Below are 26,326 nucleotides of genomic sequence, written 5' to 3'. Positions count from 1 at the left end.
GGGCCGCGGTCCCGGGCGTCGCCGGGAAGGAGCCAGGACTCAGTTGAAGTCCTTCGGGTCGGAGCCGATCCGCCCGCCGTTGTCGAGGCCGCTGATCGCCCGGACGTCCTCGTCGTCGAGCCGGACGTCGAGGGCCGCGTAGTTCTCGCGGATCCGCTCCGGCGTGACGGTCTTGGGGAAGACCACGTTGCCGATCGCCAGGTGCCACGCGATGATGACCTGTCCCGGGGTGGCGCCGTGCTTGCGGGCGATCGAGTCGATCACCGGGTCCGTCAGCAGGTCGCCGCCCTGGCCCAGGGGGGACCAGGCCTCGGTCAGGATGCCGTGCGAGGCGTTGAAGTCCCGCAGCGCGGACTGGTTGAAGTAGGGGTGCAGCTCCACCTGGTTCACCACGGGGACCACGCCCGTCGCGTCGATGATCTCCTGGAGCTCCTCCTGCGGGAAGTTCGAGACGCCGATGGACCGGGCCTTGCCGCTCTCCCGGATCTCCTGGAACGCCTTCCAGGTCTCCATGTACTTCCCGCGCTTCGGGGTGGGCCAGTGGATGAGGTACAGGTCGACGTACTCCAGGCCGAGACGCTCCAGGGAGGCGTCGATGGCCTTCAGCGCGGAGTCGTGGCCGTGGTCGTCGTTCCACAGCTTGGTGGTCACGAAGATCTCGTCGCGCGGGATGCCGCTGTTCGCGATCGCCCGGCCGACGCCCTCCTCGTTGCCGTAGATCATGGCGGTGTCGATGTGGCGGTAGCCGGCCTCGAGGGCCTGGCCCACCACGTCCTCGGCGATGTCGGCGTCGACCTGCCACACGCCGTAGCCGAGCTGGGGGATGGTCCTGCCGTCGTGCAGGGTGAGGGTCGTGGACTGCGTCGTGGACTGCGTCATGGACCGTGCCTTTCGTGGGGAGACAGCCAGGGGCTGACAGGGAGGGCCGGGAGGAGCTCGTCCGGGCCCGGTGTCCGTCGAACAGTCTCCTGCTGTCGCCGCGCGCTGACAAGAAGGACAGCGTGCTTTCTGCTCTCAGCAATCGGCCTCCGCTGCCCAGCCGCAGCGGGAGGCCCCGGGAAGGCGGGGAACGGTGGCCGCAGCCGCAGCCGCAGCCGGCGGCGGGCGCTCAGCCGTCGGCGCGTGGCCGCCGGGCGGCCGGGCGCCGGTCGCCCCACGGGGGCAGGAGGCGGGGCAGGGCCTCGGCGGCGCCGGCCCGGACGGTCCGGTCGGCGTGCGGGGTGAGCGCGGTGTCCTCGGGGTTGATCTCGACCACGGGCGTCCCGCGGCCGGACGCGATCAGCGGCAGGGAGGCGGCGGGCTGCACGAGCCCGGACGTGCCCACCACGAGCACGAGCTCCGCCTCGGCCACGGCCGCGGCGGCGCGCTCCACGGCGCCCTCGGGCAGCTGCTCCCCGAACCACACGACCGCGGGCCGCACCGCTCCGCCGCAGGAGGGGCACACCGGGGGGCGCTCGCGGCCCGGCTCCTCGTGGTCGGGCTCCTGGGGAGCGGGTGGTGCCTCCGGACGGGCCTCCGCCGCCAGGCCCGGGAGGAGACGCGCCGGGAACGGGGCGCCGCAGTCCGAGCAGCGGAACGCGAACAGGCTGCCGTGCAGGTGGGCGAGGACCGCGGAGCCCGCCCGCTCGTGGAGGTCGTCGACGTTCTGGGTGACCACGTGGACGCGGGCGGGGTCCGCCCACCGGGCGATCGCCCGGTGTCCGGCGTTGGGGCGGAGCCGGCGCACCTGGCGGGCCCGCCAGAGGTACCAGGACCAGACGAGCCCGGGGTCGGCGTCCCACGCCTCGGGGGTGGCCAGCTCCTCGGGGGACCAGCGGGCCCACAGTCCGGTGCCGGCGTCCCGGAAGGTGGGCACCCCGCTCTCGGCCGACATCCCGGCGCCGGAGAGCACGGTCACGGTGCGCGCGGAGCGCGCCAGCTCGAGCAGCTCGGGGTCGAGGTCGTCCATGCCGCCGACGGTATACGCACGGAGGCTCCCGGACCAGGGTGCCCGGGCCGGTGCGGGGAAACGCCCGGGCCCGTTGGTCGATCAGCACGCGCGCGTGGTGGAATGGAAACCATGAAGTTCAACGTCCAGCGCGTGCTGACCCCCGCCTACCTGACCTCCGTCGCCCTCGTCGTGGTCGGAGTGGTCCTCGGTCTGGCGTGGTACCCCGTCGCGGCGTGGCTGTTCGTGCTCGCCGGTCTCGCGCTCAACGCGATGGCCGTGTCCGTCACCGAGATCAACGACGCCCCGCGCCGTCGTCCGGCCCTCGCCCCCCGCGACGGCGACCGCGGTGGCGACGGCGAGCTCGTCGAGGACCGGGACGAGGACCTCGGGGACGCGCTCCCGCCGGAGGAAGCGGCACGCCGCGCGCCCGTCGAGCCGGACGCCGAGACCGCCGCCACCCCGACCGTCCCGCACTCCGGTTCGAGTCCCCTGCGGGAGCGGCGCTGACCCCGTCACCGGCCGGAAGGGCGGCCGGACCGCGCGCAGAGGAGTCACGGGCACCGCAGCACCTCGCCGGGGGCTGTGGTGGCCGTCATGGTAAATTCGGGGCGATGACCAGCCCCAGGAACCATGCCCACGGCCGCGGCCCCGCTGTGCCGCCGGGCCGCGTGCTGTCCTCGGCGGTCCGGTGCGTGTCCAACGGGACGAACGGCTACCTGAACTCCTGGGGGCCGCTGCTCTCCGGATGCCCCCGGGACGCCTGAGCACTCCGGCCGGGACACCGGCCGGCGCGGCCGGTCAGTCGACGGCCGAGTCCACCTCGTTCCCATCCCACCGACCGGACGGTTGCCAGGCGTGTCCCTCCTGATCATTCTCGCTCTCACCACCCTGCTGTGCCCTGCGGCGGCCGTCCTGGGCCGCCGGGCGGGCCGCGACGCCGGCTGGCCGCTCGCCGCGGGCCTCCTCGTGCTCGCCGGTGCGCTGGTCGCGGTGTGGAACGGCCGGGGGGACGCCGACGCGGTCTCCCAGCAGATCCCGTGGATGCCGACCCTGGGCGTGACCTTCCACCTGCGGCTCGACGGGCTCGGGCTGTTCTTCGGCCTCATCGTGCTGGTCATCGGCGCGGTGGTCATCGGCTACTCGGCCCGCTACCTCGCCAAGGGCTCGCACAGCGCCTTCTACACCCTCATGACGTTCTTCGCCGCGGCGATGCTCGGGCTGGTCCTGGCCGACGACGTGGTCCTGCTGTTCGTGATGTGGGAGTTCACCACGCTGTGCTCCTTCCTGCTCATCGCCCGCTCCGGCCCGCACGCCAAGGACCCGGCGATCCGGACCTTCCTGGTGACCATGGCCGGCGGGCTGTGCCTGCTCGCCGCGGTGGTCGCGATGTGGGTGGCCACCGGCACCACGCGCCTCAGCGACATCCTCGTCGACGACGTGTGGTCCACGTCCCCCGGGTTCGCCGCGTTCGTCGCGGTGCTGATCGCCCTCGCGGCCTTCACCAAGTCCGCGCAGTTCCCCTTCCACGCCTGGCTGCCCGACGCCATGGTCGCGATCACCCCCGTGAGCGCCTACCTGCACGCGGCGGCCATGGTGAAGGCCGGCATCTACCTCATGCTGCGCTTCTCCACGGCCCTCAGCGAGGTGCCGGTGTGGAACGTCCTGCTGATCTCCGTGGGCCTGTTCACCGCCCTGATGGGGGCGGTGTTCGCGCTGCAGCGCAACGACCTCAAGGAGCTGCTCGCCTACTCCACCGTGAGCCAGCTGGGCTTCCTGACGGCGACCATCGGCATCGGCACCTCCTACGCAGTGGTGGGGGCCGTGGTGCACGTGGCGGCCCACGCGCTGTTCAAGTCGGCCCTGTTCATGTCCCTGGGAGTGGTCGACCACCAGGCCGGCAGCCGCGACATCCGCAAGCTCTCCGGGCTGGCGCGGACGATGCCCGTCACGGCCGTCGTGATGACGCTCGCGGCGGTCTCCATGGCCGGGGTCGTCCCGCTGTTCGGGTTCGTCTCCAAGGAGGCCATGTTCAAGGCCATGGCGGAGAGCCCGGCGCCCACCGCGGCGGTGTGGCTCGTGGGCGCCGTGGCGGTCCTGGCCGCGTCCTTCACCTTCGCCTACTCGGCCCGGATGATCATCACGATCTTCCCCGGCCGCCCCGCCCAGGACCCGCCGAAGGAGGCCTCCGCGGCCTTCCTGGCGCCCGTGGCCCTGGTCTCCGTGGCCGGTCTGGTGCTGGGGCTGGCCGGTGTGCTGGCCGAGCCGCTGCTCGGTGCCGCCGCCGCCGCCGTGGCCGGGCCCGACGCCGAGCCCCACCTGGGGCTGTGGCACGGGTTCGCCCCCGAGCTGTACATGTCCTTGGCGGTCTTCACCCTGGGCACGATCCTGGTGCTCGCCCGGAGGAGCGTGGACCGGCTGCTGGACCGGGAGCTGTCGCCCATCACCGGGGTGGGCACGGTCGAGGCGCTGCGCGGCGGCTCCGTCGCCCTGGGCGCGTGGATCGGCGGCCTCACCCGCGCCGACGCCCCCTACCGGCACCTGGTCCCGCCCGTGGTCGTGCTGGTGGCGCTGACGGTCGTCGGCGTGTTCACGGTCGACGTCCCGCCGCTGCACGGGGACGTGACGCGCCCCCTGGACTGGGTCCTGCTCGGCGTGGTCCTGGTCGGGGTGCTCCTGGCCCTGGGCGTGCGCAGCCGGATCGCCCTCGTGACGATCATCGGCGTGGTGGGCTTCGCGGTCGCGCTGTGGTTCTACGAGCTGGGCGCCGCGGACGTGGCGCTGACCCAGCTGCTGGTCGAGATCCTCACCGTGGTGGTGATCGTCCTGCTGCTCAACCGACTGCCCTCCACCTTCCACCGGACCGGGAAGCGGCGGTCGACCACGGCGGCCGTCGTCGCGGTCCTCGCGGGCACCTCCGCCGCCGTGGCCACGTGGGCGCTCACCGGCCGGCGCGGGCTCTCCGACGCGGGCCAGTACTTCCTCGCGGAGGCCAAGACGGAGACCGGCGGGTCGAACGTGGTGAACACGATCCTCGTGGACTTCCGCGCCCTGGACACCCTCGGTGAGCTGACCGTCCTGGGCGTGGCCGGCATCGCGATCGTCGTGGCCCTGGAGTCGCGGGGGCTGCTGCCCAAGCTGCACAGCCCCATCACGGAGCCGCCCGGGTCGCCGATCAGCGACGCCGGGGACAACACCATGGTCCTGCGGGTCACCGAGCGCCTGCTCGGGCCGGTCATCGTGGTCCTGTCCCTCTTCTTCCTGCTCCGCGGGCACTACCAGCCCGGCGGCGGGTTCATCGCGGCCCTCATCGGTGCCGCGGGCATCTCCCTGGTCTATCTCTCGGCGCAGGACGACCGGGTCAGCCGGCTCGGCGTGCCCTACGTGAAGCTCATCGGCGCCGGGGTCGCCGTGGCGGTGGTCGTGGGCCTCCTGGGCCTGGCCGAGGGCTCGTTCCTGCGCGCCCTGCACTTCGACGTGTTCGGGGTCGCGATCACCACGGCGTTGTTCTTCGACGTCGGCGTGTACCTGGCGGTGGTCGGCGTGATCCTGGCCGCGGTCAGCCGTCTCGGCGTGGAGGAGAAGGAACCACCGCCCCTGCGGCGGGTGGGCTCCACCGCGGTGGACGGTCCCGCCCCCCGCCCGACCCCCACCACGGACGAGCCGCACCACCCCAGCACGGCGCCCATGGACCTCAGCAGCATCCGGGTCCTCGACCGGAGTTCCGGACGGCCTTCCGGGGCGTCCGCCGAGCACCCCGACCGACCCCGAGGAGACGATTCCTGATGGCACTCGCACTGACCGTGGGCGTGCTCATCGGAGGCGGCGTGTTCATGATGCTGCGACGCGGCATGGTCCGCCTGATCATCGGCTTCGCCCTCCTCAGCCACGGGGTGAACCTGCTGATCATGTCCACCGGCGGCATCGACCGCCGCGGTGAGCCCCTCGGTTACTCCCCGGATCCGGCGACCACGGCGGACGCCCTGCCGCAGGCCTTCGTGCTGACGGCGATCGTCATCGCGTTCGCCATCACCATGTACATGCTCGTGCTCGCCGTGACCGGCGACGAGGACGACGACACCGATCTCGAGCTCACCGGCCGGGAGATGGAGACCCCTGACCTGATGGACGACCCCGCAGACAGCGCCGCGACGCACGGTGACGCCCCCACGGACCCGGATCCGGTGGGCACCCGCCCCGAGCGGCGCCCGGGGCGGGGTGGTCGCGCATGAGCGCGGACCTGATCCCGTTCTTCGTCATCGTCCCGCTGCTGGCCGCCGGTCTGCTGGTGCTCGCCGGCGGCTCCGGGCGGATCGGCAAGGCGGGGCTGCTCGCCGTCCTCGGGGCGGACGTGGTGTGGGCCGTGTGGCTCGTGGCCACCCTCCTGGACGGCGGCACCGTGCTGGCCCACCGGATCAGCGGCTGGCCCGCCGGCATCGCCATCCCCTTCGCGGCCGATCTGTTCACCGCCCTCATGCTCACCGCGACCGGCTTCGTGACCCTGGTCAGCTCCTGGTTCGGGGTGGTCTCGGGGCAGGCGGAGAAGCGCTACTTCGGCCCCCTGGTGCTCGTGCTCACGGCCGGCTTCAACGGAGCCCTGCTCACGGCGGACCTGTTCAACCTGTTCGTGTTCATCGAGGTCATGCTCGTGCCGTCCTACGCGCTGATCATCCTGGCCCACCGCGGCCGGGGACGGCTGATGCAGGTCACGTCCTCGCGGATCTACGTGAGCGTCAACCTGCTGGCCTCCACGATCTTCCTCGCGGGGGTGGGGCTCGTCTACGGCACGGCCGGCACCGTGAACCTCGCCGAGCTGGCGGGCCGGGCCGCGGAGTCCACCGCCGTGGCCGTGTCGGTCGCCGTTGCTCTCACCGCCCTGGCCGTGAAGGCGGCGGTGGTCCCCGTGCACGGGTGGCTGGCGCGCACCTACCCCTTCATGTCGCCCACCGTCACCGCCCTGTTCTCGGGGCTGCACACGAAGATCGCGGTCTACGCGATCTACCGGATCTACGCCGTGATCTTCGACGGCGCGGAGCAGTACCTGTGGATCGGGCTGGTGGTCTTCACCGTCTCGATGGTGGTCGGTGTGCTCGGCGCCGTGGGGGAGCGGGACGCGCGGGCGATCCTCGCCTACTCCACCGTGAGCCAGATCGGCTACATCCTGCTGGGCGTCGCCCTGTTCGGGGCCGCCGGACTCACCGCGGGCATCTTCTTCCTGCTGCACCACACGGTGGTGAAGGTGTCCCTGTTCCTGTCCACCGGTGCGGTGGAGATCGCCTACGGGCGGCAGCCGCTGGGCGAGGTCACGGGACTGCTGCGGCGGGAGCCGCTCACCGCCGTGGTGTTCTTCGCCGCCGCCATGTCCCTGACCGGCATCCCGCCGTTCTCGGGGTTCGTGGCCAAGCTGGCGCTGATCCTGGCCGCGTTCGAGGAGCAGCAGGTCGTGGTGGCCCTCGTGGCGGTCGGCGTCAGCCTGTTCACGCTCCTGTACCTGCTCAAGATCTGGGGGAAGATGTTCCTGGGGAATCCGGAGGACTCGTCGAGCGAGGTCGTCGCCGCGGTCGGCACGAAGGAGCGCCGCATCCCGGTGGGCCTCATCGCACCGGCCCTCGTCCTGGCGGTCGTCACCCTCGTCCTCGGTGTGGGCGGTGAGCTGCTGCTGGGCGTCGCCGCCACGGCGGCGGACGGGCTCGTGGACACCAGCGCGTTCGTGGAGGCGGTGGTGAACTCGTGAAGTGGTTGACCTGGCCGCTGCGCCTGATCGGCTTCCTGCTCTGGTACGCCTGGGAGCTGGTCCTCTCCAACGCCGCGGTGACCCGCGACGTGCTCACCCCGGGTCAGGGGTCCTCGCCCATCGTGGTCCGCTACCGGACCCGGTGCCGCAGCGAGTTCGAGACGGTCCTGCTCAGCGTGCTCATCACCCTGACCCCGGGGACGCTGACCCTGGCCACCGTGGCCCGGCCCCGGGAGGATGCGGACCAGCTCGCGTCCGACGGGGGCACGGGGGACGACGGGGCCGCCGGCACGGAGGAGTACGACATCTTCGTGCACGCCATGTACTCGGACGGACCGCAGGACGCCCGGTCGGGCCTGCAGGAGATGGAGACCCACATGCTGAACGGCATCCGACCGGGAGGGGCACCCCGATGATCGGCATCCTCTTCGGCGTGCTGGTGCTCGCCGCCTCCGTCCTCGTCGCCGGGGTGCGGATGTTCCGCGGACCCAACGACGCCAACCGGGCCATCGCCGCGGACCTGCTGTTCTTCTCCGTGGTGGGGCTCATCGCCCTGTTCGGCGTGCTGGCGATGAGCCCTCCGGTCTTCGACCTGGTCCTCATCGCCACCCTCGTGGGCTTCCTGGCGACCCTGTCCCTGGCCCGCGCACTGACCAAGGGGAGGCGATGACCGTGGACTTCGACCCGATCATGCACGACACCCTGTGGATGAGCGTGGTGGGGCAGGCGTTCATCGTCCTGGGCTCGCTGATCTTCCTCACCGCCACGGTGGGGATCATCCGGTTCCCCGACCTCTACACCCGGTCCTCGGCGATCGCCACGGCCGCGGGCCTCGGCGTCTCGTTCGTCCTCACCGGGGCGTTCTTCTTCCTGCCCGGCGTGGAGAACGCGGTGAAGCTGCTCGCCGCGGTGGTCCTGCAGCTCGTGACCTCGGCCGTGGGCAGCATGGCGCTGGCCCGGTCCGGGTACCTCATCGGCTCGGCCGTGTACTCCCCGACCCACCACAACGAGCTGGAGGAGCGCACCGGGGACGAGGCCGGACGCCCCGGCGAGGACGTCCGGCCGTGACCGGACGCGTGCACAGCGTCAACGTGGGACGCTCCGGGGTCAATCCCGCCCGGCCGAACCGTTCCACCGGCATCCACAAGCGCCCTGTGGACGGACCGGTGGAGGTCCGCGATCCGGGCCCCCGCAGGGGCGGTCTCGGCTCGGGCCTGGCCGGGGACTTCATCGGGGACGGCAAGTACCACGGCGGCACGGACCAGGCCGTGTACGCGTTCGCGCGCGAGGAGCTGGACTTCTGGGCGCAGGAGCTGGGGCGGGAGATCCCCGACGGCTCCTTCGGGGAGAACCTCACGCTCTCGGGCGTCGACGTCGACGACGCCCGGCTGGGCGACGTCTGGCGCATCGGCGGGGTGCTGCTGCAGGTCACGGACGCCCGCATCCCCTGCGGCACGTTCCGCGCGAGCATGGAGGTCCGCGGCTGGCTGCGCCGCTTCACGGAGCGGGGCCGCTCCGGGGCCTATCTCAAGGTCCTGGAGCCGGGCACGCTGCGGGCCGGTCTGCCGGTCGAGCTCGTCCGCCGCGCCGGGCACGGGGTGGGCGTGGCGGACGCCTTCCGGGCCCAGACCACGGAGCGGCACCGGATGCCGGAGCTGCTCCGGGCGGGGGAGGACCTGTGCGAGCAGCTCCGGCTGCGGGTCGAGAAGGAGCAGCGGGCGGCCGACCGGCGCGACGGCCGAGCCGCCACCGCCCTCAGTTGAGGGCTGCGCCCCGGTAGACCTGCGCGACCTGCTCCTCGGAGAGCCGGGTGTCGATCACGGTGGTGCCCTCCGGGTCGTCGCGCAGGAAACGGACGGGCCCGTGCGAGCCGGTCTCCAGGAGGAGCGCGGCGTCGGCGTCGTAGAGGGCCTCCACGGAGGTGCTGAAGCGCTCCCCCCGCACCGGGGTCACGGACAGCTCGAGCCGGGCGCGGACGCGGCCGCCGCCGGTCGCCGCGTCCGCCGCCGTGCTCCCGTCCGTGCGCCCGGCGGCGGACGCGTCCTGGGCGACCGGCTCGAGGGCGATCTCCCGGACGACGCCCACGCCGTGCTCCACGACGTTCGCCAGGCGGGCGCCCAGCCGGCCCTGCGCGGTGCTGAAGGCGCGCTTGAGCCGGGCCGTCCACCACAGGGCCGTGGCCACCAGCACCACGGCGACGAGGGCGAGGTAGAGCACCGAGCCGGACCGGGACCACTGCTGCCACAGCAGGACCACGGCGAGCGCGGTCAGCACCGGGACCACCAGCAGCAGCGACGTGCCCAGGCGCTCGCCCAGGGAGGGGCGGTCGGGCGCCCCGTCCTCGCCGGGAGCGGTGCGCAGCCGCCGCATGACCTGGACGTCGAAGTCGCGGTCGTCCGCGGGTACGGGCCGGGGCCAGGTGCCGAGGGAGTCCATGGGTTCCATTATGGGGCGCGCTCGGCGGACGCGTTCCCATGAGGCGTCAAGGATCGGCTCGTAGAATCGGGCCATGACCGAGACCCGATGGCTGTCCCCCGAGGAGCGCGAGGCCTGGCTGGCGCTCGTCTCCATCATGTTCACGCTGCCCGGCAGCATCGAGTCCCAGCTGCAGGCGGAGGCGGACCTCAGCCTGGCCGAGTACCTGGTGCTCGCGATGCTCTCGGAGGCCCCCGACCGGCGCCGGCGCATGTCGGACCTCGCGGCGGCCACCAACACCTCCCAGTCCCGGTTGTCCCGGATCGTCGCGCGTCTCGAGCGGGACGGCCTGGTGGTGCGCGCCGGCGGGGAGCAGGACAAGCGGGTGGTGCTCGCGGAGATCACCGACCGCGGCCTGGAGCGGGTCCAGCAGGTGGCCCCGGGGCACGTGGAGCACGTCCGGCGGACGGTGATCGACCGGCTGACGCCGGTGCAGGTCCAGCAGCTCGCGCTGATCGGCCGCATGGTCGACGACGCCGCGGCCGGCCCCACGGCCCGGGGACTGGCCTCGGACCAGCCGTGACACCGGGCCCCCTCCGCCCAAAAGCTTGACACGGAAAGTATCTGCCCCCTACTGTGGTGACATGTCCACAACACAGGTGCCGCAGCGCACGTCCTCCGTCCGTTCCTCCGCCCCCACCGTCCCCACCGCCGACTCCTCGGCCGCGACCCTCGGACTCACCGTCCTGCGCGTCGTCCTCGGCACCACGTTCCTCCTGCACGGCTGGCAGAAGGTCACCGAGTGGACCGTCGCCGGCACCCAGGCCTCCTTCGCCCAGATGGGCGTCCCGGCGGCCGAGCTCGCCGCGCCCCTCGCGGCCGTCCTCGAGCTCGTGGGCGGGCTGATGCTCCTCCTGGGGCTCGGCACCCGCGTGGTCGCCGCCCTGCTCGCCCTGACCATGCTGGGCGCCCTCGTGCTGGTGCACCTTCCCGCGGGGTTCTTCGCCGCCGACGGCGGGATCGAGCTCGTCCTGCTCCTCGCCGCCGCGTCCGTCCTCTTCGTCCTGGCCGGTGCCGGCCGCTGGTCGCTGGACCACCTGGTCGCGGCGCGGCGCCGCGGGTCCGCCCGGGCCTGACCCCTCCCGCGCCGGAGCGACCCGCCCCCGCCCGCAGCATCCTGCGGCGCGGGGGCCCGTCGTCGTCCGGCGCTCCGTCGGCGGGCCGCGGCGGGCGGGCGCGGACGTGTCGGCGCGGCCGCGTAAAATCGGTGGCGGCGCGGCGCGCACGACCACCACGGTGCCGCGTCTGGTGCAGCGCGGGCGATCCCCGCAGATCGGGGTTGGCCGCATGAGCATGCAGAACTCGCCGTACATGGTGCTGTGGCGCACCGTCCAGGGCCAGGACGTCAAGGACCGGAAGATCGACCGGGGCACGCTCCGGCGCATCGTCGTCTTCGCGCGCCCGCACAAGACCAGGCTCACGGTGTTCCTGGTGATCTCGGTGCTCACGGCGCTGCTGGGCGTGGTCACCCCGATCCTGGCCGGCGACGTGGTCCGTGCGATCAACGCCGGGGACGCGGTCTCCGTGGTGGTATGGCTCGCGGTGGCCATCGCCGCCGTGGCGGTCGTGGACGCGGGGCTGAGCATCCTCAACCGGTGGCTCTCCTCTCTGATCGGCGAGGGGCTCATCCTGGACCTGCGCACCGCCGTCTACGACCACGTGCAGCGGATGCCGATCGCCTTCTTCACCCGCACGCGCACCGGGGCCCTGGTCTCCCGGCTCAACAACGACGTCATCGGCGCCCAGCGGGCGTTCTCCAACACGCTCTCCGGCGTGGTGAGCAACATCGTCTCCCTGATCCTGACCGTCGTCGTCATGGTCTCGATCTCGTGGCAGGTCACCGCGCTGTCCGTGCTGCTGCTGCCGATCTTCCTGGTCCCGGCCCGGGCCATGGGCGGGCGCCTGGCGAACCTCCAGCGGGAGGCGGCCCAGCACAACGCGTCCATGTCCACGCAGATGACCGAACGGTTCTCCGCCGGCGGCGCCACCCTGGTCAAGCTCTTCGGCCGGCCCGACGCCGAGGCCGCCGAGTTCGCCCGCCGTGCCGGCCGCGTCCGGGACATCGGCGTGCGGGTGGCGATGCTGCAGACCGTGTTCGTCACGGCCCTGACGCTGGTCTCGGCGCTCGCCCTGGCGCTCGTCTACGGGCTCGGCGGCGCGCAGGCGATCCTCGGCAACCTGGACGCCGGCGCGGTCGTGACCCTCGCCCTGCTCCTCACCCGGCTGTACACCCCGCTGACCATGCTCGCGAACGCCCGGATGGACGTCATGAGCGCCGTGGTGAGCTTCGAGCGGGTCTTCGAGATCCTCGACCTCGTCCCCCTGATCCAGGAGCGGCCCGGGGCCCGGTCGCTGCCCGCCGGGCCCGCGTCGGTGGAGTTCGACGACGTCCGGTTCGCCTACCCCTCCGCCGAGGAGGTCTCGCTCGCCTCGCTCGAGGACGTCGCGGTGCTCGACACCAGGGGCGGCGAGGAGGTGCTGCACGGCGTGGGCTTCACCGTCCTGCCGGGGCAGACGGTGGCCCTCGTGGGGTCCTCCGGCGCGGGCAAGTCGACGATCGCCCAGCTCGTGGCCCGGCTCTACGACGTCACCTCGGGAGCCGTCCGGATCGGGGGCACGGACGTGCGGGACGCCATCTTCGCCTCGCTGCGGGAGACCATCGGGATGGTGACCCAGGACGGGCACCTGTTCCACGAGTCGATCCGGGACAACCTCGCCCTGGTGAAGCCGGAGGCCACGGACGAGCAGCTGTGGGACGCCCTGGCCCGGGCCCGCATGGAGCACGTGATCCGTGCCCTCCCGGACGGGCTGGACACCGTGGTGGGCGAGCGCGGCTACCGGCTCTCCGGCGGCGAGCGGCAGCGGCTGACCATCGCCCGCCTGCTGCTCGCGGCCCCGCGCGTGGTGATCCTCGACGAGGCCACCTCGGCGCTGGACTCCACCAACGAGGCCTACGTCCAGGCGGCACTGGGCGAGGCGATGGAAGGGCGCACCGCCCTGGTCATCGCCCACCGGCTCTCGACCATCCGCTCCGCCGACCAGATCCTGGTGGTCGAGGACGGCCGGATCGTGGAGCGGGGCCGGCACGCCGAGCTCCTCGCCGTGAGCGGGCGCTACGCGGAGCTCTACGAGACGCAGTTCGCGGACCAGGAGGTCTGACCGGTGCTCGACGACGCCGTGGCGCGCCTCGGCGTGGACGCCCCGGGGGCGCTGGCGGTGGTGGCCTCGGCCGTGGGGATCTACCTGGCGTTCCTGCTCATGGTGCGGGTCCTCGGGCAGCGCGTGCTGTCCCGGCTGTCGACCTTCGACGCGGTCGTGGTGGTCATGCTCGGTGCCGTGGCCGGGCGCGCGGTCCTGGGGGACACGCCCACGCTCGCCGCGGGCGTGCTGGGGCTCGGCACGCTGTTCGCGCTCGAGGCGGGCTTCGGCCGGCTCCGCGCGGGGATCCGCGTGTCGGCGCTGATGAACAACCGGGCGGTGCTGCTGATGGCCGGCGAGCGGGTCCTGGAGGCCAACCTCCGCCGGGTCCACGTGGTGGAGTCCGAGCTCTTCGGCGCGCTGCGGGGCGCCGGTGTGCGCAGCCCCGACGAGGTCGCGTGCGTGGTCTTCGAGGCCGCCGGCACGATCAGCGTCCTCCGGCGCGGCACGCCGGTCGACCCCCGGCTGCTCGAGGGCGTCCGGGACGCCCACCTGGTCCCGGCGGACCTCCTGCGGGAGCCGGGCCGGGGCTGAGGACCGCGCACGGCGTCACGGGGTGGCCCGACCGAGCTCGGTCACCACCTCGCCGGTCGCGGTCGAGTCGTCGCGCAGCATCCAGCCCATGCGCTTGTGGGTCCGCACCCCCACGTCGGACTCGACCACCTGGACCCCCGGCGCGGCGGCCTGCAGTTCCGCCTCCACGTCGAAGATGTCCCCGGGGGTGCGCAGCCAGAGCAGGAAGGTGAGGTTGGTGTCGCCCGTGGTCGAGGCGCACAGGCGCAGCGTCCGGTGGGAGCGCAGGCAGCGTACGGCCGCCTCGAGCTGCGCCGGCGGCACCCGGACGTACCACTGGCAGGACACCGGGTAGCCGGAGTGCTGCTGGGCCAGTTCGCAGCGGAGAGCCACGAGGCCGGTCTCGAGCGCCTGGCGCAGGTGCCGGGCGGCCGTCGTCGGGTGGGTCCCGGTCGCGGCGGCGATCTGCGCGGCGGTGGCCCGCCCGTCGGCCTGGAGCACGGCCGTCATCTCCTCGAGGTGGGCGGGGACGGCGCCGTGCGGGCGGTGCGCCTCCGAGCGCAGGGTGCTCACGCGGCGCTGCTGCTCCGGGGACAGCACGTCCAGGCGCCAGCTGCTGCCGATGGCGTGGAGCCGGGTGGCCACCGTGAGCTGGGCCCGCAGGATCGCCGGATCGGCGCGCACCAGCGGCAGCACGTCCCGGGTCATCTGCTCCCAGCTGCGGGTGAGGACGGTGAGCCGGACGTCCCAGGCGCGCGCGGACTCCTCCACGGTGCCGATCTCCGGGACGGCGCACAGCCGCTCCAGCACCTCCGCCCGGCGGCCCGGGCGGCACTCGAGGCCGATGAAGGTCGCGCAGCCCTGTGTGCCGGAGGTGCCCAGGTGGGCGGTGACCCAGCTGCGGCCGTCGGCCCGGAGCCGGTCCCAGCGGGCGGCCAGCGTGGTGGGGTGGCGGCCGAGCGCGGCCCCCAGCTGGGTCCAGGACGCCCGCGGCGCGATCTGCAGGGCGTGCACGAGCTCGAGGTCCTCCGGGGGCAGCTCCATGCTCATTCCTTCGGTCGAGAGTGCATTTGCTGCAGTTTATCGAAGATGTCCGGTGACAGTGATCGGCGTCACGTCACGCTCGGAGCAGAGATCCGCCGGCGACGGACTCCTCGTGGCCCCGCCTCTCGTTCCCCGCCGATCCGACCACCTCCGGGAGTTCCCATGAACCTGCGCACCGCTGTCGACGGCGCCTCCACCGACATCCTGTCCGTGGCCAACCTGCCCGTGCTGTGGATCTGCGCCCTCGGCGTCTTCGCCGTCATCGTCGTGCAGACCGTCATCTACGTCCGGGCCGCCCGTGTGGCGGCTCCCGCCGCCGGGGTGAGCCCGGCGGAGCTGAGGACCTCCTTCCGTGCCGGGGCGGTCTCGGCGATCGGGCCGTCCCTGGCGGTGGCCCTGGTGGCCGTCGCGCTGCTGACCGTCTTCGGCGCTCCCGCCGTGCTGGTGCGGATCGGGCTGATCGGGTCGGTGTCCTTCGAGACCGGTGCGGCCAGCATCGCCGCGGGCACCATGGGGGCCGACCTGGGCGGCCCGACCTACACGCAGGGCGTCTTCGCCGTGGCGTTCATGGCGATGAGCCTGGGCGGGGCGATGTGGATGCTCGCCACGCTGGTCCTCACCCCGCTGCTCAAGCGCGGCGACGTCAGCCTGCGCAAGGTCAACCCCGCCGTGATGACCGTGGTCCCCGGGGCGGCCCTGCTCGGGGCGTTCTTCGCCCTCGGGCTCGGGGAGCTGCCGAAGTCGGGCAACCACGTGGTGGCCTTCCTCGCCTCCGCGGCCGTGATGGCGGTGTGCCTGGGCATCGCCAAGGCCCTCCGGGCGCAGTGGATCCGCGAGTGGGCGCTGGGCATCGCCATCCTGACCGCGCTGGTCGTCACCTACGCCACCGTCGGCGCCGGTGTCTTCCCGACCGCCTGAGACCGTCCCCGAGCCCGTGCCCGAGACCGTGCGTCAGACCCACCGAAGGACTTCTGCCATGACCACCGTGAACCCCGCCGCCGTCCCCGCCCTGGAGCAGTTCGACGCGACCACCGCCCGCTGGGGCCGGCTGACGATGATCGCCGGGCTGCTCTTCGCCCTGGCCGGCCCCGCCTACCTCGTGCTCTTCTCCGGCCTGGACGTGGACCAGGCCCGGATCTGGACCGCCCTGCTGGCCATCGCCGGCACCTTCGGGGTGCTCTGGATCGTGGAGCCGCTGACCTACTACCCGATCCTGGGCCAGGCCTCGATGTACCAGGCCTTCATGATCGGCAACATCTCCAACAAGCTGCTGCCCTCGGCGCTGATCGCCCAGTCCGCCATCGGCGCGAAGCCCGGCACCCGCCGCGGGGAGCTGGCGGCGGTGATGGCCATCAGCGGAGCGGCCATGGTGCACCTGGTCTCGCTGCTCGTCCTGGTCGGTCTCCTGGGCTCCTGGCTGGTGAGCGTCGTGCCCGCCGACGTCGTCGCCGTGGTCCAGACCTACATCCTGCCGTCGGTGCTGGGCGCGGTGCTCGTGCAGGCCGTCGTCTCGACCCGCAACCTGCGGATGACGGTGACCGCCGGCGTCGTCGCCGCGGCCGTCGTGTTCCTGCTGGTGCCGACCGTGCCCACCCTGGCATTCTTCGGCACCGCCATCGCGGTGATCGCCACCGCTGTGCTGGCATGGTTCCTGCGCGACAGGTCGGCCGAGGCCGATCCCGTCGCGCCCCAGCCGGAGGCCTCCTCCGACGACCTCCGCATCGGCTAGCACCGTTCTCCCGAAAGGACCCCGCACCATGAGCACCACCACGGACCTCCAGCTGACCGACGACCTGCGCCGGCGGATGCACCTGCTGTACCGCGAGCTGCACGCCCACCCGGAGCTGTCCATGCAGGAGCACGCCACCGCGGCCCTGCTCGAGCAGCGGCTCACCGCCCTGGGCATCGAGAACTTCCGCTGCGGCGGCACCGGGGTGGTCGGGGTGCTGCGCAACGGGGGCGGGCCCACGGTGGCCTTCCGCGCCGACACCGACGGCCTGCCCCTGGCCGAGGACACCGGTCTGGACTACGCCAGCACCGCCACCGGGCGGCTGGAGGACGGCACCGAGGTCCCCGTGATGCACGGGTGCGGCCACGACACGCACATGGCCGCCCTGCTGACGGCCGCCGAGCTGCTGGCCGGCGCGCGGGAGGCCTGGGCCGGGACCGTGGTGCTCGTGTTCCAGCCCGGGGAGGAGACCGCCGCCGGCGCCCGGGCGATGCTCGAGGACGGGCTGTGGGAGCGGGCGCCGCTGCCGGAGGTCGTCCTCGGCCAGCACGTGATGCCCTCCCGGGCCGGCACGGTCAGCTGGGCTGCGGGGGACGTCATGGCGATGGCCGACTCCTGGCGGGTCACCGTCCACGGCAAGGGGGCCCACGCGTCCCAGCCGCAGGACGCCACCGACCCGATCGTGCTCGGGGCGCACATGATCACCCGGATCCAGACCATCGTCTCCCGCGAGATCGACGCGCGCCGGGCCGCGGTGGTCACCGTGGCGACCTTCCACGGCGGGCTCAAGGAGAACATCATCCCGGCCTCGGCCGAGTTCACGCTCAACGTGCGCACCTTCGACCCCGCCGTCCGGGACCACGTCCTGGGGGCCCTGCGGCGGATCATCGCCGCGGAGGCGGCGGCCTCGGGGGCCCCGGAGCCCACCATCGAGGAGCTCTCGGCCTTCCCCCGCAACTACAACGACCCGGCGGCCACCGCTGCTCTCGTCGAGCGCTTCCGCGAGGTGCTGGGGGAGGACAACGTGGTGGAGGTCGAACCGATGATGGGCTCGGAGGACTTCGGGGCCCTCGGCGCGGCGATCGGGGTGCCCTCGGTGTTCTGGATGTTCGGCGGCCACGACGGAGCCGTCCTCGAGGGGGAGGGACCCGTGCCGGTGAACCACTCGCCGTTCTTCGCCCCGGCGATCGAGCCGACGCTCTCCACCGGGGTGCGGACCGCCCTCACCGCGATCCTCTCCCGCGTGGGCGGCTGACCCCTCCCGGGTCCCTGTCTGGGGGTCAGGGGATGATGTGCTCGGCCCGGTAGCGGTCGAAGAGGCCGGTGAAGCAGTCCCGGGTGCGGCGGTAGCCGGTGAACCCGGCCAGCCGGCTCTTGCTCATGTCGGCGACCACCTCGATGGGCCGGCCGAGGTCGGCGTCGGTGTGCCACCAGGAGGCCACGCGGGCGAGGTCGGGCTCCGCGAGCCCGTGCTCGGCGACGATCCGGGCCCAGACGTCCTCGGCGCCGCGCATCTGCTGCTCCAGCGGCCGCGGTGCGTCCTGGTAGCCCTCCCACTCGAGTCCGAACCAGTCGGCCAGCGCCGGCCACATCCGGCGCCAGCGGAAGACGTCGCCGTTGACCACGTTGTAGGCCTCGTTGCCGGCGGCCTCCTCGGTGGCGGCCCAGACCATGTGCTCGGCCAGCAGGGACCCGTCGGTCATGTCGGTCAGGCTGTTCCACTGGACCTCGGAGCCGGGGAACACGAACGGGCGGCCCGTCTCCCGGCAGATCGCCGCCTGCGCGGCCAGGGTCAGCCCCATGTTCATGGCGTTGCCCACCGCGTGGCCGATGACCGTGTGCGCCCGGTGCACGGACCAGCGGAAGCCCTGGCGGCCGGCGGCCGCCCAGAGCTCGTCCTCCTGGGCGTAGTAGAAGTTCTCCACCGGCAGGCGCGGCTCCTCCTCGAGAAAGGGGGTGTCGGGCATGTCCCCCTTGCCGTAGGCCTCGAAGGGGCCCAGGTAGTGCTTGAGCCCGGTCATCAGCGCCACGTGCTCCACCGGGGCGTGGGCCAGGGCGGCCAGGAGGTTGCGGACCATCCCGGCGTTGACCTCGATGTTCTCCTTCTCGGTGTTCTGGCGGGACCAGGCGGTGAAGAACACGTGCGTGGGCCGCTCCCCGGCCAGGGCCGCGGCCAGGCTCTCCGGGGAGCGGAGGTCGGCGCCGAGGTGCCGGGCCGAGCTGCCGGGGACGGGGTTGCGGGAGAGGGCGAGCACGTCCCAGTCCTCGGTGCGGGTCAGCTGCTCGACGATCGCCGAACCGGCGATGCCGCTGGCCCCCACCACCAGGGCGGTGGGACGCTGCGGGGAACGGGTGTCCTGGGCGGGGGCTGTCACGGTGCGGTCTCGTCTCCTCGGTGGGTGCCAACGCTGCTCGCCGGTCCGCACGGACACGACCGTCCGGGCCGACGGGTTCAGCGTCTCACGGTCAGCACTCCACGACGTTCACGGCGAGTCCGCCCAGGGCGGTCTCCTTGTACTTGTGGCTCATGTCTCTGCCGGTCTCGCGCATGGTCACGATGACCTCGTCGAGGCTGACCCGGTGGGTGCCGTCGCCCCACATCGCCATCTTGGCGGCGTTGATCGCCTTGGCCGCGGCGATCGCGTTGCGCTCGATGCAGGGGATCTGCACCAGTCCGCCGATGGGGTCGCAGGTCAGCCCGAGGTTGTGCTCCATGGCGATCTCCGCGGCGTTCTCCACCTGGGCCGGGGTCCCGTCCAGGACCTCGGCGAGGCCGGCGGCGGCCATCGAGGAGGCGGAGCCGACCTCGCCCTGGCACCCCACCTCGGCCCCGGAGATCGAGGCCTGCTCCTTGTAGAGCACCCCGACCGCCCCGGCCGTGAGCAGGAAGCGGACCACGATGTCCCGCCGGGCGGCCGCGAGCGCCTCGGGGCCCTCCGCGGCGGCGGCGCGGGCGGCGGGGGAGTAGTGGGTGGCGTAGAACAGCACCGCCGGGATGATGCCGGCCGCCCCGTTGGTGGGGGCGGTGACCACGCGTCCGCCGGAGGCGTTCTCCTCGTTGACCGCCAGGGCCACGAGGTTCACCCACTCCGGCCAGAAGCCCGGGTCCCGGTCCGGGTCCTCGGTGCGCAGGCGCCGGTGCCACTCGGGGGCGCGGCGGGCCACGTTCAGCCCGCCCGGCAGCGGGCCGGTGCGCCGGAGGCTGGAGTCCTTGCACTCCTCCATCACAGTCCAGATGTGCAGCAGCTGCTGCCGGATCTCGTCCTCGTCGCGCCAGGTCCGCTCGTTGGCCAGCATCACCCCGCTGATCGGCAGGCCGGTGCGCTCGCAGTGGGCCAGCAGCTGTGCGGCGGTGCGGAAGGGGTGGGGCACCTGGGCGCTGGCGGCGTCCAGCTCGGCCGCGGCGGCGCCCTCCTGGCCCTCGCGGACGATGAAGCCGCCGCCCACGGAGAACCAGGTCTCGTCGGCCAGCACGGCGCCGGAGGCGTCCAGGGCCTGGAAGCGCATGCCGTTGGTGTGCCGCTCCAGGACGGTCAGCGGGTGCTGCACCATGTCCTCGACCCGGTAGGGGAGGTCCTTGCGCTGCCCGAGGGCCGCGCACAGCCGCAGCGTCCCGGTCTCGGCGAGGTCGGCGAGCCGCTCGTCCACCTCGGCGGGCAGCACGGTCTCGGGGTCGTAGCCCTCCAGGCCGAGCAGGATCGCGGTGAAGGTGCCGTGGCCCCGGCCGGTCGCGGCCAGCGACCCGTAGACGTCCACGCGCAGGTCCGCGGTGAGCTCCAGCAGCCCGTCCCCGGTCAGGGTCTCGGCGAAGCGCCGTGCGGCGCGCATGGGGCCGACGGTGTGGGAGCTCGAGGGGCCGATGCCCACGGTGAACAGTTCGAAGACGCTGATGGCCATGACGGTGATGCTCCAAAGGAGGTGGTGCCCCGGTGCGGGGCGGTGGTGGGTGGAACGGTCGTGGTGCGGGCCGGGACCCGGCCCGCACCACGGTCCTCGACGGTACCCGGGCGCGGCCGGTGCTCAGGCCTGGTCCTCCTGGGCCTGCTCGTACTGCTCCGCGGTGAGCAGCTCGCCCTCGTCGGTGACCTCGACGGTGAACAGCCAGCCGTCCCCGTACGGGTCGGAGTTCACCAGCCCGGGCTCGTCGACGACGGCCGCGTTGACGTCCACCACCGTGCCGGAGACCGGGGCGAAGAGCTCGGAGACGGACTTGGTGGACTCCACCTCGCCGCAGACCTCGCCGGCGGTCACGGTGGAACCGGCCTCGGGCAGGTCGAGGTAGACGACGTCGCCGAGGGCGTCGACGGCGACCGCGGACAGGCCGACCTTCACGGGGGAGGACTCGTCCACCCACTCGTGCTCGGCGGAGTAGCGCAGGTGGGACGGGATGTTGCTCATGATCGAGAACCTTTCAGCAGGAGGGGAGGACGACGGGTGGTGGAACGGGCTGCCGGAGCCGGCCGGGTCACTGCCCGCGCCGGTAGAACGGCAGGGACACGACCTCGAACGGGACCGGCTTGCCGCGCAGGTCGACCTGCACCTCGGTGCCGGGCTCGGCGTGCGCGTTGTCGACGTAGGCCATGGCGATGGGGTAGCCGAGGGTCGGGCTGAGCGCCCCCGAGGTGACCTCGCCGACGACCTCGCCGTCCACGCTGATCGGGTAGTGGCCGCGGGCCGCGCGCCGGCCCTCGCCCCGCAGGCCGACCAGCTTGCGGTCCGTCCCGGCGCCCCTGCGGGCCTCCAGGGCCGTGCGGCCCACGAAGTCCTCCTCCTTCTTGAAGGAGACGACCGGGCCGAGACCGGCCTCGTAGGGGGTGAGGTCCAGGGTGAGCTCCTGGCCGTAGAGCGGCATCCCGGCCTCCAGGCGCAGGGAGTCGCGGCAGGCGAGGCCGCAGGGGACGAGCCCGTGGCCCTGCCCGGCCTCCAGGAGCTTCCGCCACAGGGACACCGCCTGGGCGTCGGGCACGTAGAGCTCGAACCCGTCCTCCCCGGTGTAGCCGGTGCGGGCGAGCAGCACGTCGGTCCCGGCGACGGTGACCGGCGCGGCCGAGTAGTACTTCAGCTCGGCGACCAGCTCCTGCTGCTCGGCGGGGACGAGCTCCTGCAGGATCGCCTGCGCGGCGGGGCCCTGGACGGCGACCAGCGAGGTGTCGGCGGACTCGTCGGCCACGGTGACGTCGAAGCCGGCGGCCCGCTCCTGGAGGGCGGCGAGCACGGTCGGCGCGTTGCCGGCGTTGGGCACCACCAGGTACTCCTGCTCGGCCAGCCGGTAGCTGATCAGGTCGTCGATGATCCCGCCCTCGGGGGTGCAGATGAGGGAGTACTTGGCCCGGCCCACGGCGATGGCGGCGAGGTTGCCCACCAGGGCCGTGTTCAGGAAGGCCGCCGCGTCCGGGCCGGTCACCCGGATCTCCCCCATGTGGGAGAGGTCGAACAGACCGGCGGCGGTGCGCACGGCGCGGTGCTCGGCCAGCTCTGAGCCGTACTTCAGGGGCATGTCCCAGCCGCCGAAGTCGGTGAAGGACGCCCCCAGCGCGGCGTGCTCGTCGTGCAGGGCGGTGTGGCGGGAGGTGGTGCTGACGCTCATGTCGTGCCTTTCGTGGCGGTGCGGTGCCGGATCAGTTCTCGAAGGCCTCGGGGGCCGGGCAGGAGCAGATCAGGTTGCGGTCCCCGGCGGCGCCGTCGATGCGGCCCACCGGCGGGAAGTACTTGTCCTGGCGCAGCTCCGGGACGGGGAAGGCGCCCTGCTCGCGGGGATAGCGGCGGTCCCAGTCGCTCGCGGCCACGACCTCGGCGGTGTGCGGGGCGTGGCGCAGGGGGCTGTCCTCGGCGCTGAGCTCACCGCGGGCGACCTGCTCGATCTCCTCGCGGATGGTGGTCATCGCGGTGATGAACCGGTCGATCTCGGCGAGGTCCTCGGACTCGGTCGGCTCGACCATCAGTGTCCCGGCCACCGGGAAGGAGAGGGTCGGGGCGTGGAACCCGAAGTCGATCAGCCGCTTGGCCACGTCCTCGGCGGTCACCTTGGTGCGGGCCGTGAGCGATCGCAGGTCCAGGATGCACTCGTGGGCGACCAACCCGTTGTTGCCGGTGTAGAGCACCGGGTAGTGCTCGTCGAGCGCGGCGGCGACGTAGTTCGCCGTCAGGAGCGCGGTCTGCGTGGCCCGGGTGAGGCCGTCGCCGCCCATCATCGCGATGTAGGCCCAGGAGATCGGCAGCACGCCGGCCGAGCCGAACATCGTGGCGGAGATCGGCGCGCCGGACTCCCCGTCCGCCTCGGCGCGGGTGGCGTCGCCGGGCAGGAAGGGGGCCAGGTGCGCGGCCACCGCCACGGGGCCCACGCCGGGCCCGCCGCCGCCGTGCGGGATGCAGAAGGTCTTGTGCAGGTTCAGGTGGGAGACGTCCCCGCCGAACTTCCCCGGCTGGGCCAGCCCGACCAGGGCGTTGAGGTTGGCCCCGTCGAGGTACACCTGCCCGCCGGCGGCGTGGACGGCGTCGCAGACCTGGCGCACGTCGGCGTCGTAGACCCCGTGGGTGGAGGGGTACGTGATCATGATGGCGGCCAGCTGGTCGCGGTGGGCCTCGATCTTCGCCTCGAGGTCGGCGTGGTCGATCGTGCCGTCGGTGGCCGTCTTCACCACGACGACCTTCATGCCGGCCAGGACCGCGGAGGCGGCGTTGGTGCCGTGGGCCGAGGCGGGGATGAGGCACACGGTGCGCTGCTCCTCGCCGCGGGACCGGTGGTAGCCGCGGATGGCCAGCAGGCCCGCCAGCTCGCCCTGGGAACCGGCGTTGGGCTGGAGGGACACGGCCGCGTAGCCGGTGATCTCCTCCAGGCGGCCCTCCAGGTCGGCGATCAGCTCGCGCCAGCCGGTGGTCTGGTGGGCCGGGGCCAGCGGGTGGATCGAGGCGAACTCGGGCCAGCTCATGGCCGCCATCTCGGCGGTGGCGTTGAGCTTCATGGTGCAGGAGCCCAGCGGGATCATCGTCCGGTCCAGGGCCAGGTCCCGGTTCTCCAGGCGCCGCAGGTAGCGCAGCATCTGCGTCTCGGAGCGGTGGGTGGAGAACACCGGGTGGGTGAGGAACTCCGTGGTGCGCCGCAGCCCGGCGTCCAGCTCCGGGCCGCGCGGCCCGGCGGCGACCGCCGCGGCGGCGTCCGCCACGCCGAAGGCCTCGGCGACGAGCACGAGGTGCTGCTCCGTGGTCGCCTCGTCGCAGGAGATCCCCACGTGGTCGGCGTCGACGAGCCGCAGGTTCACGCCGCGGCCCTCGGCCGCGCGGACCACCTGCTCCGCCCGGCCGGGGACCCGCACGGTGAGGGTGTCGAAGAACTGCTCCGCGACGAGCTCGTGGCCGGCGCCCTGCAGCACGGTGGCCAGGGTGCGGGCGAGGCCGTGCACGCGCCGGGCGATGGCCTTCAGCCCCTCCGGGCCGTGGTAGACGGCGTACATGCCGGCCACGACGGCCAGCAGCGCCTGAGCGGTGCAGATGTTGGAGGTGGCCTTCTCCCGGCGGATGTGCTGCTCGCGCGTCTGCAGCGCCAGGCGGTAGGCGGCCCGTCCCGTGGCGTCCTTGGAGACGCCCACCAGGCGGCCGGGCAGGTTCCGCTCCAGGCCGGAGCGCACCGCCATGTAGGCGGCGTGCGGGCCGCCGAAGAACAGGGGGACCCCGAAGCGCTGGGAGGAGCCCACCGCGATGTCCGCGCCCTGCTCGCCGGGCGGGGTGATCAGGGTCAGGGCCAGCAGGTCGGCCGCGACCGTGACCATCGCCCCGCGCTCCTTGGCCTCGGCGATCACCGCGGCGTGGTCGACGACCCGCCCGGAGACCCCGGGCTGCTGCAGGACCACGCCGGTGATCTCGCCCTCGGGCAGGCCCGCCGTCAGATCGGCGACCTGCACGGCGAAGCCCAGCGCCTCGGCGCGGGCCAGCACCACGGCCAGGGTCTGCGGCAGGATGTCGGCGTCGACCACGATCGCGCCGTTGCCGCGGGCCTTGTTGGCCCGGCGCATGAGGAGCACGGCCTCGACCACCGCCGTGGCCTCGTCCAGCAGCGAGGCGTTGGCCACCGGCAGCCCCGTGAGGTCGGAGACCATGGTCTGGAAGTTCAGCAGCGCCTCGAGGCGGCCCTGGGAGATCTCGGGCTGGTAGGGGGTGTAGGCGGTGTACCAGCCCGGGGACTCCAGCACGTTGCGCAGGATCACCGGGGGCGTGTGGGTGTCGTAGTAGCCCTGCCCGATCATCTGCACGGCCGTGGTGTTGCGGTCCGCGAAGGCGCGCAGCTGCTCGAGCACCTCCTGCTCGCTGAGCGCCGCGGGCAGGTCCAGAGGGGTGTTCTGCCGGATGTCGGCGGGCACGGCGGCGTCCGCCAGGTCGTCGAGGCTGGTGCGGCCCACGCGGGCGAGCATGGTCCGGACGGCGTCGGAGCCGGCACCGATGTGCCGGTCGGCGAAGACGGTGGTCGGGGACGTGGTGGCGAGCTGGATCGTCATGAGGAACTCCCGGGTGCTGCACGCCAGGGCGGCGTGGATCGGTTCGAGTTCCTCCCCGCTCTGTCTGGGACCTGAGAGATTCCGCGGCCGTGGAGCCGCTTGCACCGTCGGTGAGTCCGGCGACGCGCGCCGGGCTGCTTTCCAGAGTTGCCGATCCGTGGTGGTACGGGGGCCTGAGAGTTTCCTGGGGAGGAATTGCTCCTACGGCGCCCGCCGGTCCGAGTGCACCGGCGGGACTCTCCCACCACAGCTCATGGGCGTCTTCTGCTCCTAGGATAGCCGGAGCCGGAAAGAGGTGTCCACCGTCACGCGGGGAACCCCGGCCGTGCCGGGGGAGCCGCCCGGCGGATCGGCCCGGCGGCTCAGCTCTTGAGGGACCAGAAGCGGCGGTCGCGGTCCCACTGCACCGTGCCGCCGTGGGCCTTGCGGAACTCCGCGAGGACCTCCTTGCTGATCCCGGTGTGCCCGTTCTCCAGGGTCCGGACCCACTCGGGGCCGAAGGTCCCGGGGATGTCCTGGACGGCCTGGTCCTGGGACAGTCGTCCCTCGGTCCGGATGCGGTCGATCATCCAGGTGGCGATGTCCTGTGCGCTCGTCATGATCCGAGCCTACGCGGCTCCGCACCCGTCGCCGGCACGGGGCCGGACCTCAGGCCAGCTGCACCACGGTGCGGGCGTCCGCGTCCCAGCGGCGCAGCGCCACGGCGCGCAGCGGCTCGGGGTGCGGGGCCAGGACGTCGAGCGCGGCGGCCACCTGCTCCGGGCGCATCCGGCGCGCCAGGGTGATGTGCGGCGTCCAGGCCCCGGGGAAGGAGGTGCGCGCCTGCCCGGGGACCGAGCCCACGGCGTCGCAGACCCGCCGGTGCAGCTCGAGCAGCTCGGGGGTGGTCACGACCTGGCGGACCACCACGTAGCCGCCGCGGCCCGGGCCGAACAGCAGCACGCCCGCGCTGGTCAGCGGCAGGTCCACGAACCCGGCGGCCGCGGCGACCCGCTCGTCGACCCCCGGCACGGTCTCCGGGGCCAGGGACGGGGCGGCCACCAGGGTGATGTGGGGACGGTTGGACTCGGAGCGGTGCCGGCCGGAGCTGGGCAGTCCCGCCTCGGCCAGCCGGTCCCAGTCCGCGCGCACGGCCGCCTCGGCGTCCTCGCCGAGCAGCAGCTCCAGGCTGTGCACCGTCCACCTCCTCGCGCGTCGGCCGGCGGTCCCGCGGGATC

At 73.1% G+C, this 26,326-nt stretch carries 27 protein-coding genes and 1 riboswitch; of the genes, 16 read left to right on the top strand and 11 right to left on the bottom strand.

The features are described from left to right. Positions 1–39: 39 nt before the first annotated feature. Both CK505_RS01930 and CK505_RS01925 read right to left on the bottom strand, forming a co-directional pair. Complete coding sequence (locus CK505_RS01930) at positions 40–879, bottom strand: aldo/keto reductase (protein ID WP_095650028.1); 840 nt, start codon at positions 877–879, stop codon at positions 40–42. 229 nt (positions 880–1,108) lie between these two features. Beyond that, positions 1,109–1,948 (bottom strand): NAD-dependent deacylase, encoded by an 840-nt coding sequence (locus CK505_RS01925; protein WP_095650027.1) that lies wholly within the window; start codon positions 1,946–1,948, stop codon positions 1,109–1,111. Positions 1,949–2,059: 111 nt separating this feature from the next. Here CK505_RS01925 and CK505_RS01920 point away from each other — a divergent pair, with 111 nt between their 5' ends. The 9 genes from CK505_RS01920 (at position 2,060) to CK505_RS01885 (ending at position 9,424) form a co-directional block, all read left to right on the top strand. Further along, positions 2,060–2,437, top strand: a complete 378-nt coding sequence (locus CK505_RS01920; protein WP_095650026.1) for a hypothetical protein — start codon at positions 2,060–2,062, stop codon at positions 2,435–2,437. Between the two features lie 104 nt (positions 2,438–2,541). Continuing rightward, a complete protein-coding gene (locus tag CK505_RS18355; protein ID WP_154676753.1) occupies positions 2,542–2,694 on the top strand; it encodes a hypothetical protein in 153 nt (50 codons plus the stop codon). A 91-nt stretch (positions 2,695–2,785) separates the two neighbouring features. Continuing rightward, positions 2,786–5,713, top strand: coding sequence for a DUF4040 family protein (locus tag CK505_RS01915; RefSeq protein WP_095650025.1), 2,928 nt, complete (start codon positions 2,786–2,788; stop codon positions 5,711–5,713). After that, positions 5,713–6,159: a sodium:proton antiporter gene (locus tag CK505_RS01910; protein ID WP_052132767.1), complete on the top strand. Its 447-nt coding sequence runs from the start codon at positions 5,713–5,715 to the stop codon at positions 6,157–6,159. The genes CK505_RS01915 and CK505_RS01910 overlap by 1 nt, the downstream gene beginning before the upstream one ends. Next, positions 6,156–7,661: a monovalent cation/H+ antiporter subunit D family protein gene (locus tag CK505_RS01905; protein ID WP_035924319.1), complete on the top strand. Its 1,506-nt coding sequence runs from the start codon at positions 6,156–6,158 to the stop codon at positions 7,659–7,661. Before CK505_RS01910 ends, CK505_RS01905 begins: the two co-directional genes overlap by 4 nt. Further along, positions 7,658–8,077 (top strand): Na+/H+ antiporter subunit E, encoded by a 420-nt coding sequence (locus CK505_RS01900; protein WP_095650024.1) that lies wholly within the window; start codon positions 7,658–7,660, stop codon positions 8,075–8,077. Before CK505_RS01905 ends, CK505_RS01900 begins: the two co-directional genes overlap by 4 nt. Further along, on the top strand, positions 8,074–8,331 hold the full coding sequence (locus tag CK505_RS01895) for a monovalent cation/H+ antiporter complex subunit F (protein ID WP_095650023.1): 258 nt from the start codon (positions 8,074–8,076) through the stop codon (positions 8,329–8,331). The genes CK505_RS01900 and CK505_RS01895 overlap by 4 nt, the downstream gene beginning before the upstream one ends. Further along, on the top strand, positions 8,328–8,729 hold the full coding sequence (locus CK505_RS01890) for a monovalent cation/H(+) antiporter subunit G (protein ID WP_095650022.1): 402 nt from the start codon (positions 8,328–8,330) through the stop codon (positions 8,727–8,729). Before CK505_RS01895 ends, CK505_RS01890 begins: the two co-directional genes overlap by 4 nt. Beyond that, entirely contained in the window at positions 8,726–9,424 is a 699-nt protein-coding gene (locus CK505_RS01885; protein ID WP_172604896.1) for an MOSC domain-containing protein, read from the top strand. Before CK505_RS01890 ends, CK505_RS01885 begins: the two co-directional genes overlap by 4 nt. Here CK505_RS01885 and CK505_RS18350 read toward each other — a convergent pair. Beyond that, on the bottom strand, positions 9,417–10,097 hold the full coding sequence (locus CK505_RS18350) for a hypothetical protein (RefSeq protein WP_148669345.1): 681 nt from the start codon (positions 10,095–10,097) through the stop codon (positions 9,417–9,419). The two genes, CK505_RS01885 and CK505_RS18350, sit on opposite strands and share 8 nt — an antisense overlap. A gap of 73 nt (positions 10,098–10,170) precedes the next feature. On the opposite strand from CK505_RS18350, the gene CK505_RS01875 reads away from it, so the two are divergent. From CK505_RS01875 to CK505_RS01860, 4 genes are all read left to right on the top strand, one after another. Then, entirely contained in the window at positions 10,171–10,659 is a 489-nt protein-coding gene (locus CK505_RS01875) for a MarR family winged helix-turn-helix transcriptional regulator (protein WP_017831721.1), read from the top strand. A gap of 61 nt (positions 10,660–10,720) precedes the next feature. Continuing rightward, positions 10,721–11,212, top strand: a complete 492-nt coding sequence (locus tag CK505_RS01870) for a DoxX family protein (protein WP_241482816.1) — start codon at positions 10,721–10,723, stop codon at positions 11,210–11,212. A gap of 235 nt (positions 11,213–11,447) precedes the next feature. Then, a complete protein-coding gene (locus tag CK505_RS01865) occupies positions 11,448–13,295 on the top strand; it encodes an ABC transporter ATP-binding protein (protein WP_255250871.1) in 1,848 nt (615 codons plus the stop codon). 3 nt (positions 13,296–13,298) lie between these two features. Beyond that, positions 13,299–13,868 carry a DUF421 domain-containing protein gene (locus CK505_RS01860; protein WP_017831724.1) on the top strand — a complete coding sequence of 190 codons (570 nt, stop codon included), beginning with the start codon at positions 13,299–13,301 and terminating at the stop codon, positions 13,866–13,868. Between the two features lie 15 nt (positions 13,869–13,883). Here CK505_RS01860 and CK505_RS01855 read toward each other — a convergent pair whose 3' ends face one another. Continuing rightward, positions 13,884–14,891, bottom strand: coding sequence for an AsnC family protein (locus CK505_RS01855; RefSeq protein ID WP_095650019.1), 1,008 nt, complete (start codon positions 14,889–14,891; stop codon positions 13,884–13,886). 162 nt (positions 14,892–15,053) lie between these two features. Between CK505_RS01855 and CK505_RS01850 the strand changes: the two genes are divergently transcribed. From CK505_RS01850 to CK505_RS01840, 3 genes are read left to right on the top strand one after another with little or no spacing between them, the layout of a single operon-like run. Then, a complete protein-coding gene (locus CK505_RS01850) occupies positions 15,054–15,809 on the top strand; it encodes a DUF5058 family protein (RefSeq protein ID WP_017831726.1) in 756 nt (251 codons plus the stop codon). A gap of 58 nt (positions 15,810–15,867) precedes the next feature. Then, positions 15,868–16,620 carry a hypothetical protein gene (locus CK505_RS01845; protein ID WP_035924306.1) on the top strand — a complete coding sequence of 251 codons (753 nt, stop codon included), beginning with the start codon at positions 15,868–15,870 and terminating at the stop codon, positions 16,618–16,620. A 28-nt stretch (positions 16,621–16,648) separates the two neighbouring features. Then, positions 16,649–17,875: an amidohydrolase gene (locus tag CK505_RS01840; protein ID WP_095650018.1), complete on the top strand. Its 1,227-nt coding sequence runs from the start codon at positions 16,649–16,651 to the stop codon at positions 17,873–17,875. 25 nt (positions 17,876–17,900) lie between these two features. On the opposite strand, the gene CK505_RS01835 is transcribed toward CK505_RS01840, so the two are convergent. The 7 genes from CK505_RS01835 to CK505_RS01805 form a co-directional block, all read right to left on the bottom strand. Beyond that, positions 17,901–18,995: an SDR family oxidoreductase gene (locus CK505_RS01835; RefSeq protein ID WP_095650017.1), complete on the bottom strand. Its 1,095-nt coding sequence runs from the start codon at positions 18,993–18,995 to the stop codon at positions 17,901–17,903. Between the two features lie 91 nt (positions 18,996–19,086). Next, on the bottom strand, positions 19,087–20,517 hold the full coding sequence (locus CK505_RS01830; RefSeq protein WP_095650016.1) for an L-serine ammonia-lyase: 1,431 nt from the start codon (positions 20,515–20,517) through the stop codon (positions 19,087–19,089). A 123-nt stretch (positions 20,518–20,640) separates the two neighbouring features. Continuing rightward, positions 20,641–21,018, bottom strand: coding sequence for a glycine cleavage system protein GcvH (gcvH, locus tag CK505_RS01825; protein WP_035924297.1), 378 nt, complete (start codon positions 21,016–21,018; stop codon positions 20,641–20,643). A gap of 67 nt (positions 21,019–21,085) precedes the next feature. Continuing rightward, the gene (gene gcvT / locus CK505_RS01820; RefSeq protein ID WP_095650015.1) at positions 21,086–22,207 is read right to left on the bottom strand and encodes a glycine cleavage system aminomethyltransferase GcvT; all 1,122 of its coding nucleotides are present in this window, start codon (positions 22,205–22,207) and stop codon (positions 21,086–21,088) included. A 31-nt stretch (positions 22,208–22,238) separates the two neighbouring features. Then, positions 22,239–25,109, bottom strand: a complete 2,871-nt coding sequence (gene gcvP, locus CK505_RS01815; RefSeq protein WP_095650014.1) for an aminomethyl-transferring glycine dehydrogenase — start codon at positions 25,107–25,109, stop codon at positions 22,239–22,241. Positions 25,110–25,260: 151 nt separating this feature from the next. Beyond that, a riboswitch (glycine riboswitch) is annotated at positions 25,261–25,363 on the bottom strand. Between the two features lie 108 nt (positions 25,364–25,471). After that, a complete protein-coding gene (locus tag CK505_RS01810) occupies positions 25,472–25,708 on the bottom strand; it encodes a hypothetical protein (RefSeq protein WP_017831734.1) in 237 nt (78 codons plus the stop codon). Positions 25,709–25,757: 49 nt separating this feature from the next. After that, the gene (locus CK505_RS01805) at positions 25,758–26,285 is read right to left on the bottom strand and encodes a 2'-5' RNA ligase family protein (RefSeq protein ID WP_017831735.1); all 528 of its coding nucleotides are present in this window, start codon (positions 26,283–26,285) and stop codon (positions 25,758–25,760) included. Between the last annotated feature and the right edge of the window lie 41 nt (positions 26,286–26,326).

Source organism: Kocuria sp. WN036 (genome assembly GCF_002287015.1).
Lineage (GTDB): Bacteria > Actinomycetota > Actinomycetes > Actinomycetales > Micrococcaceae > Kocuria > Kocuria rosea.
Note: the sequence above shows the minus strand (reverse complement) of the source record. Positions and strands in the feature narration are given on the sequence as shown.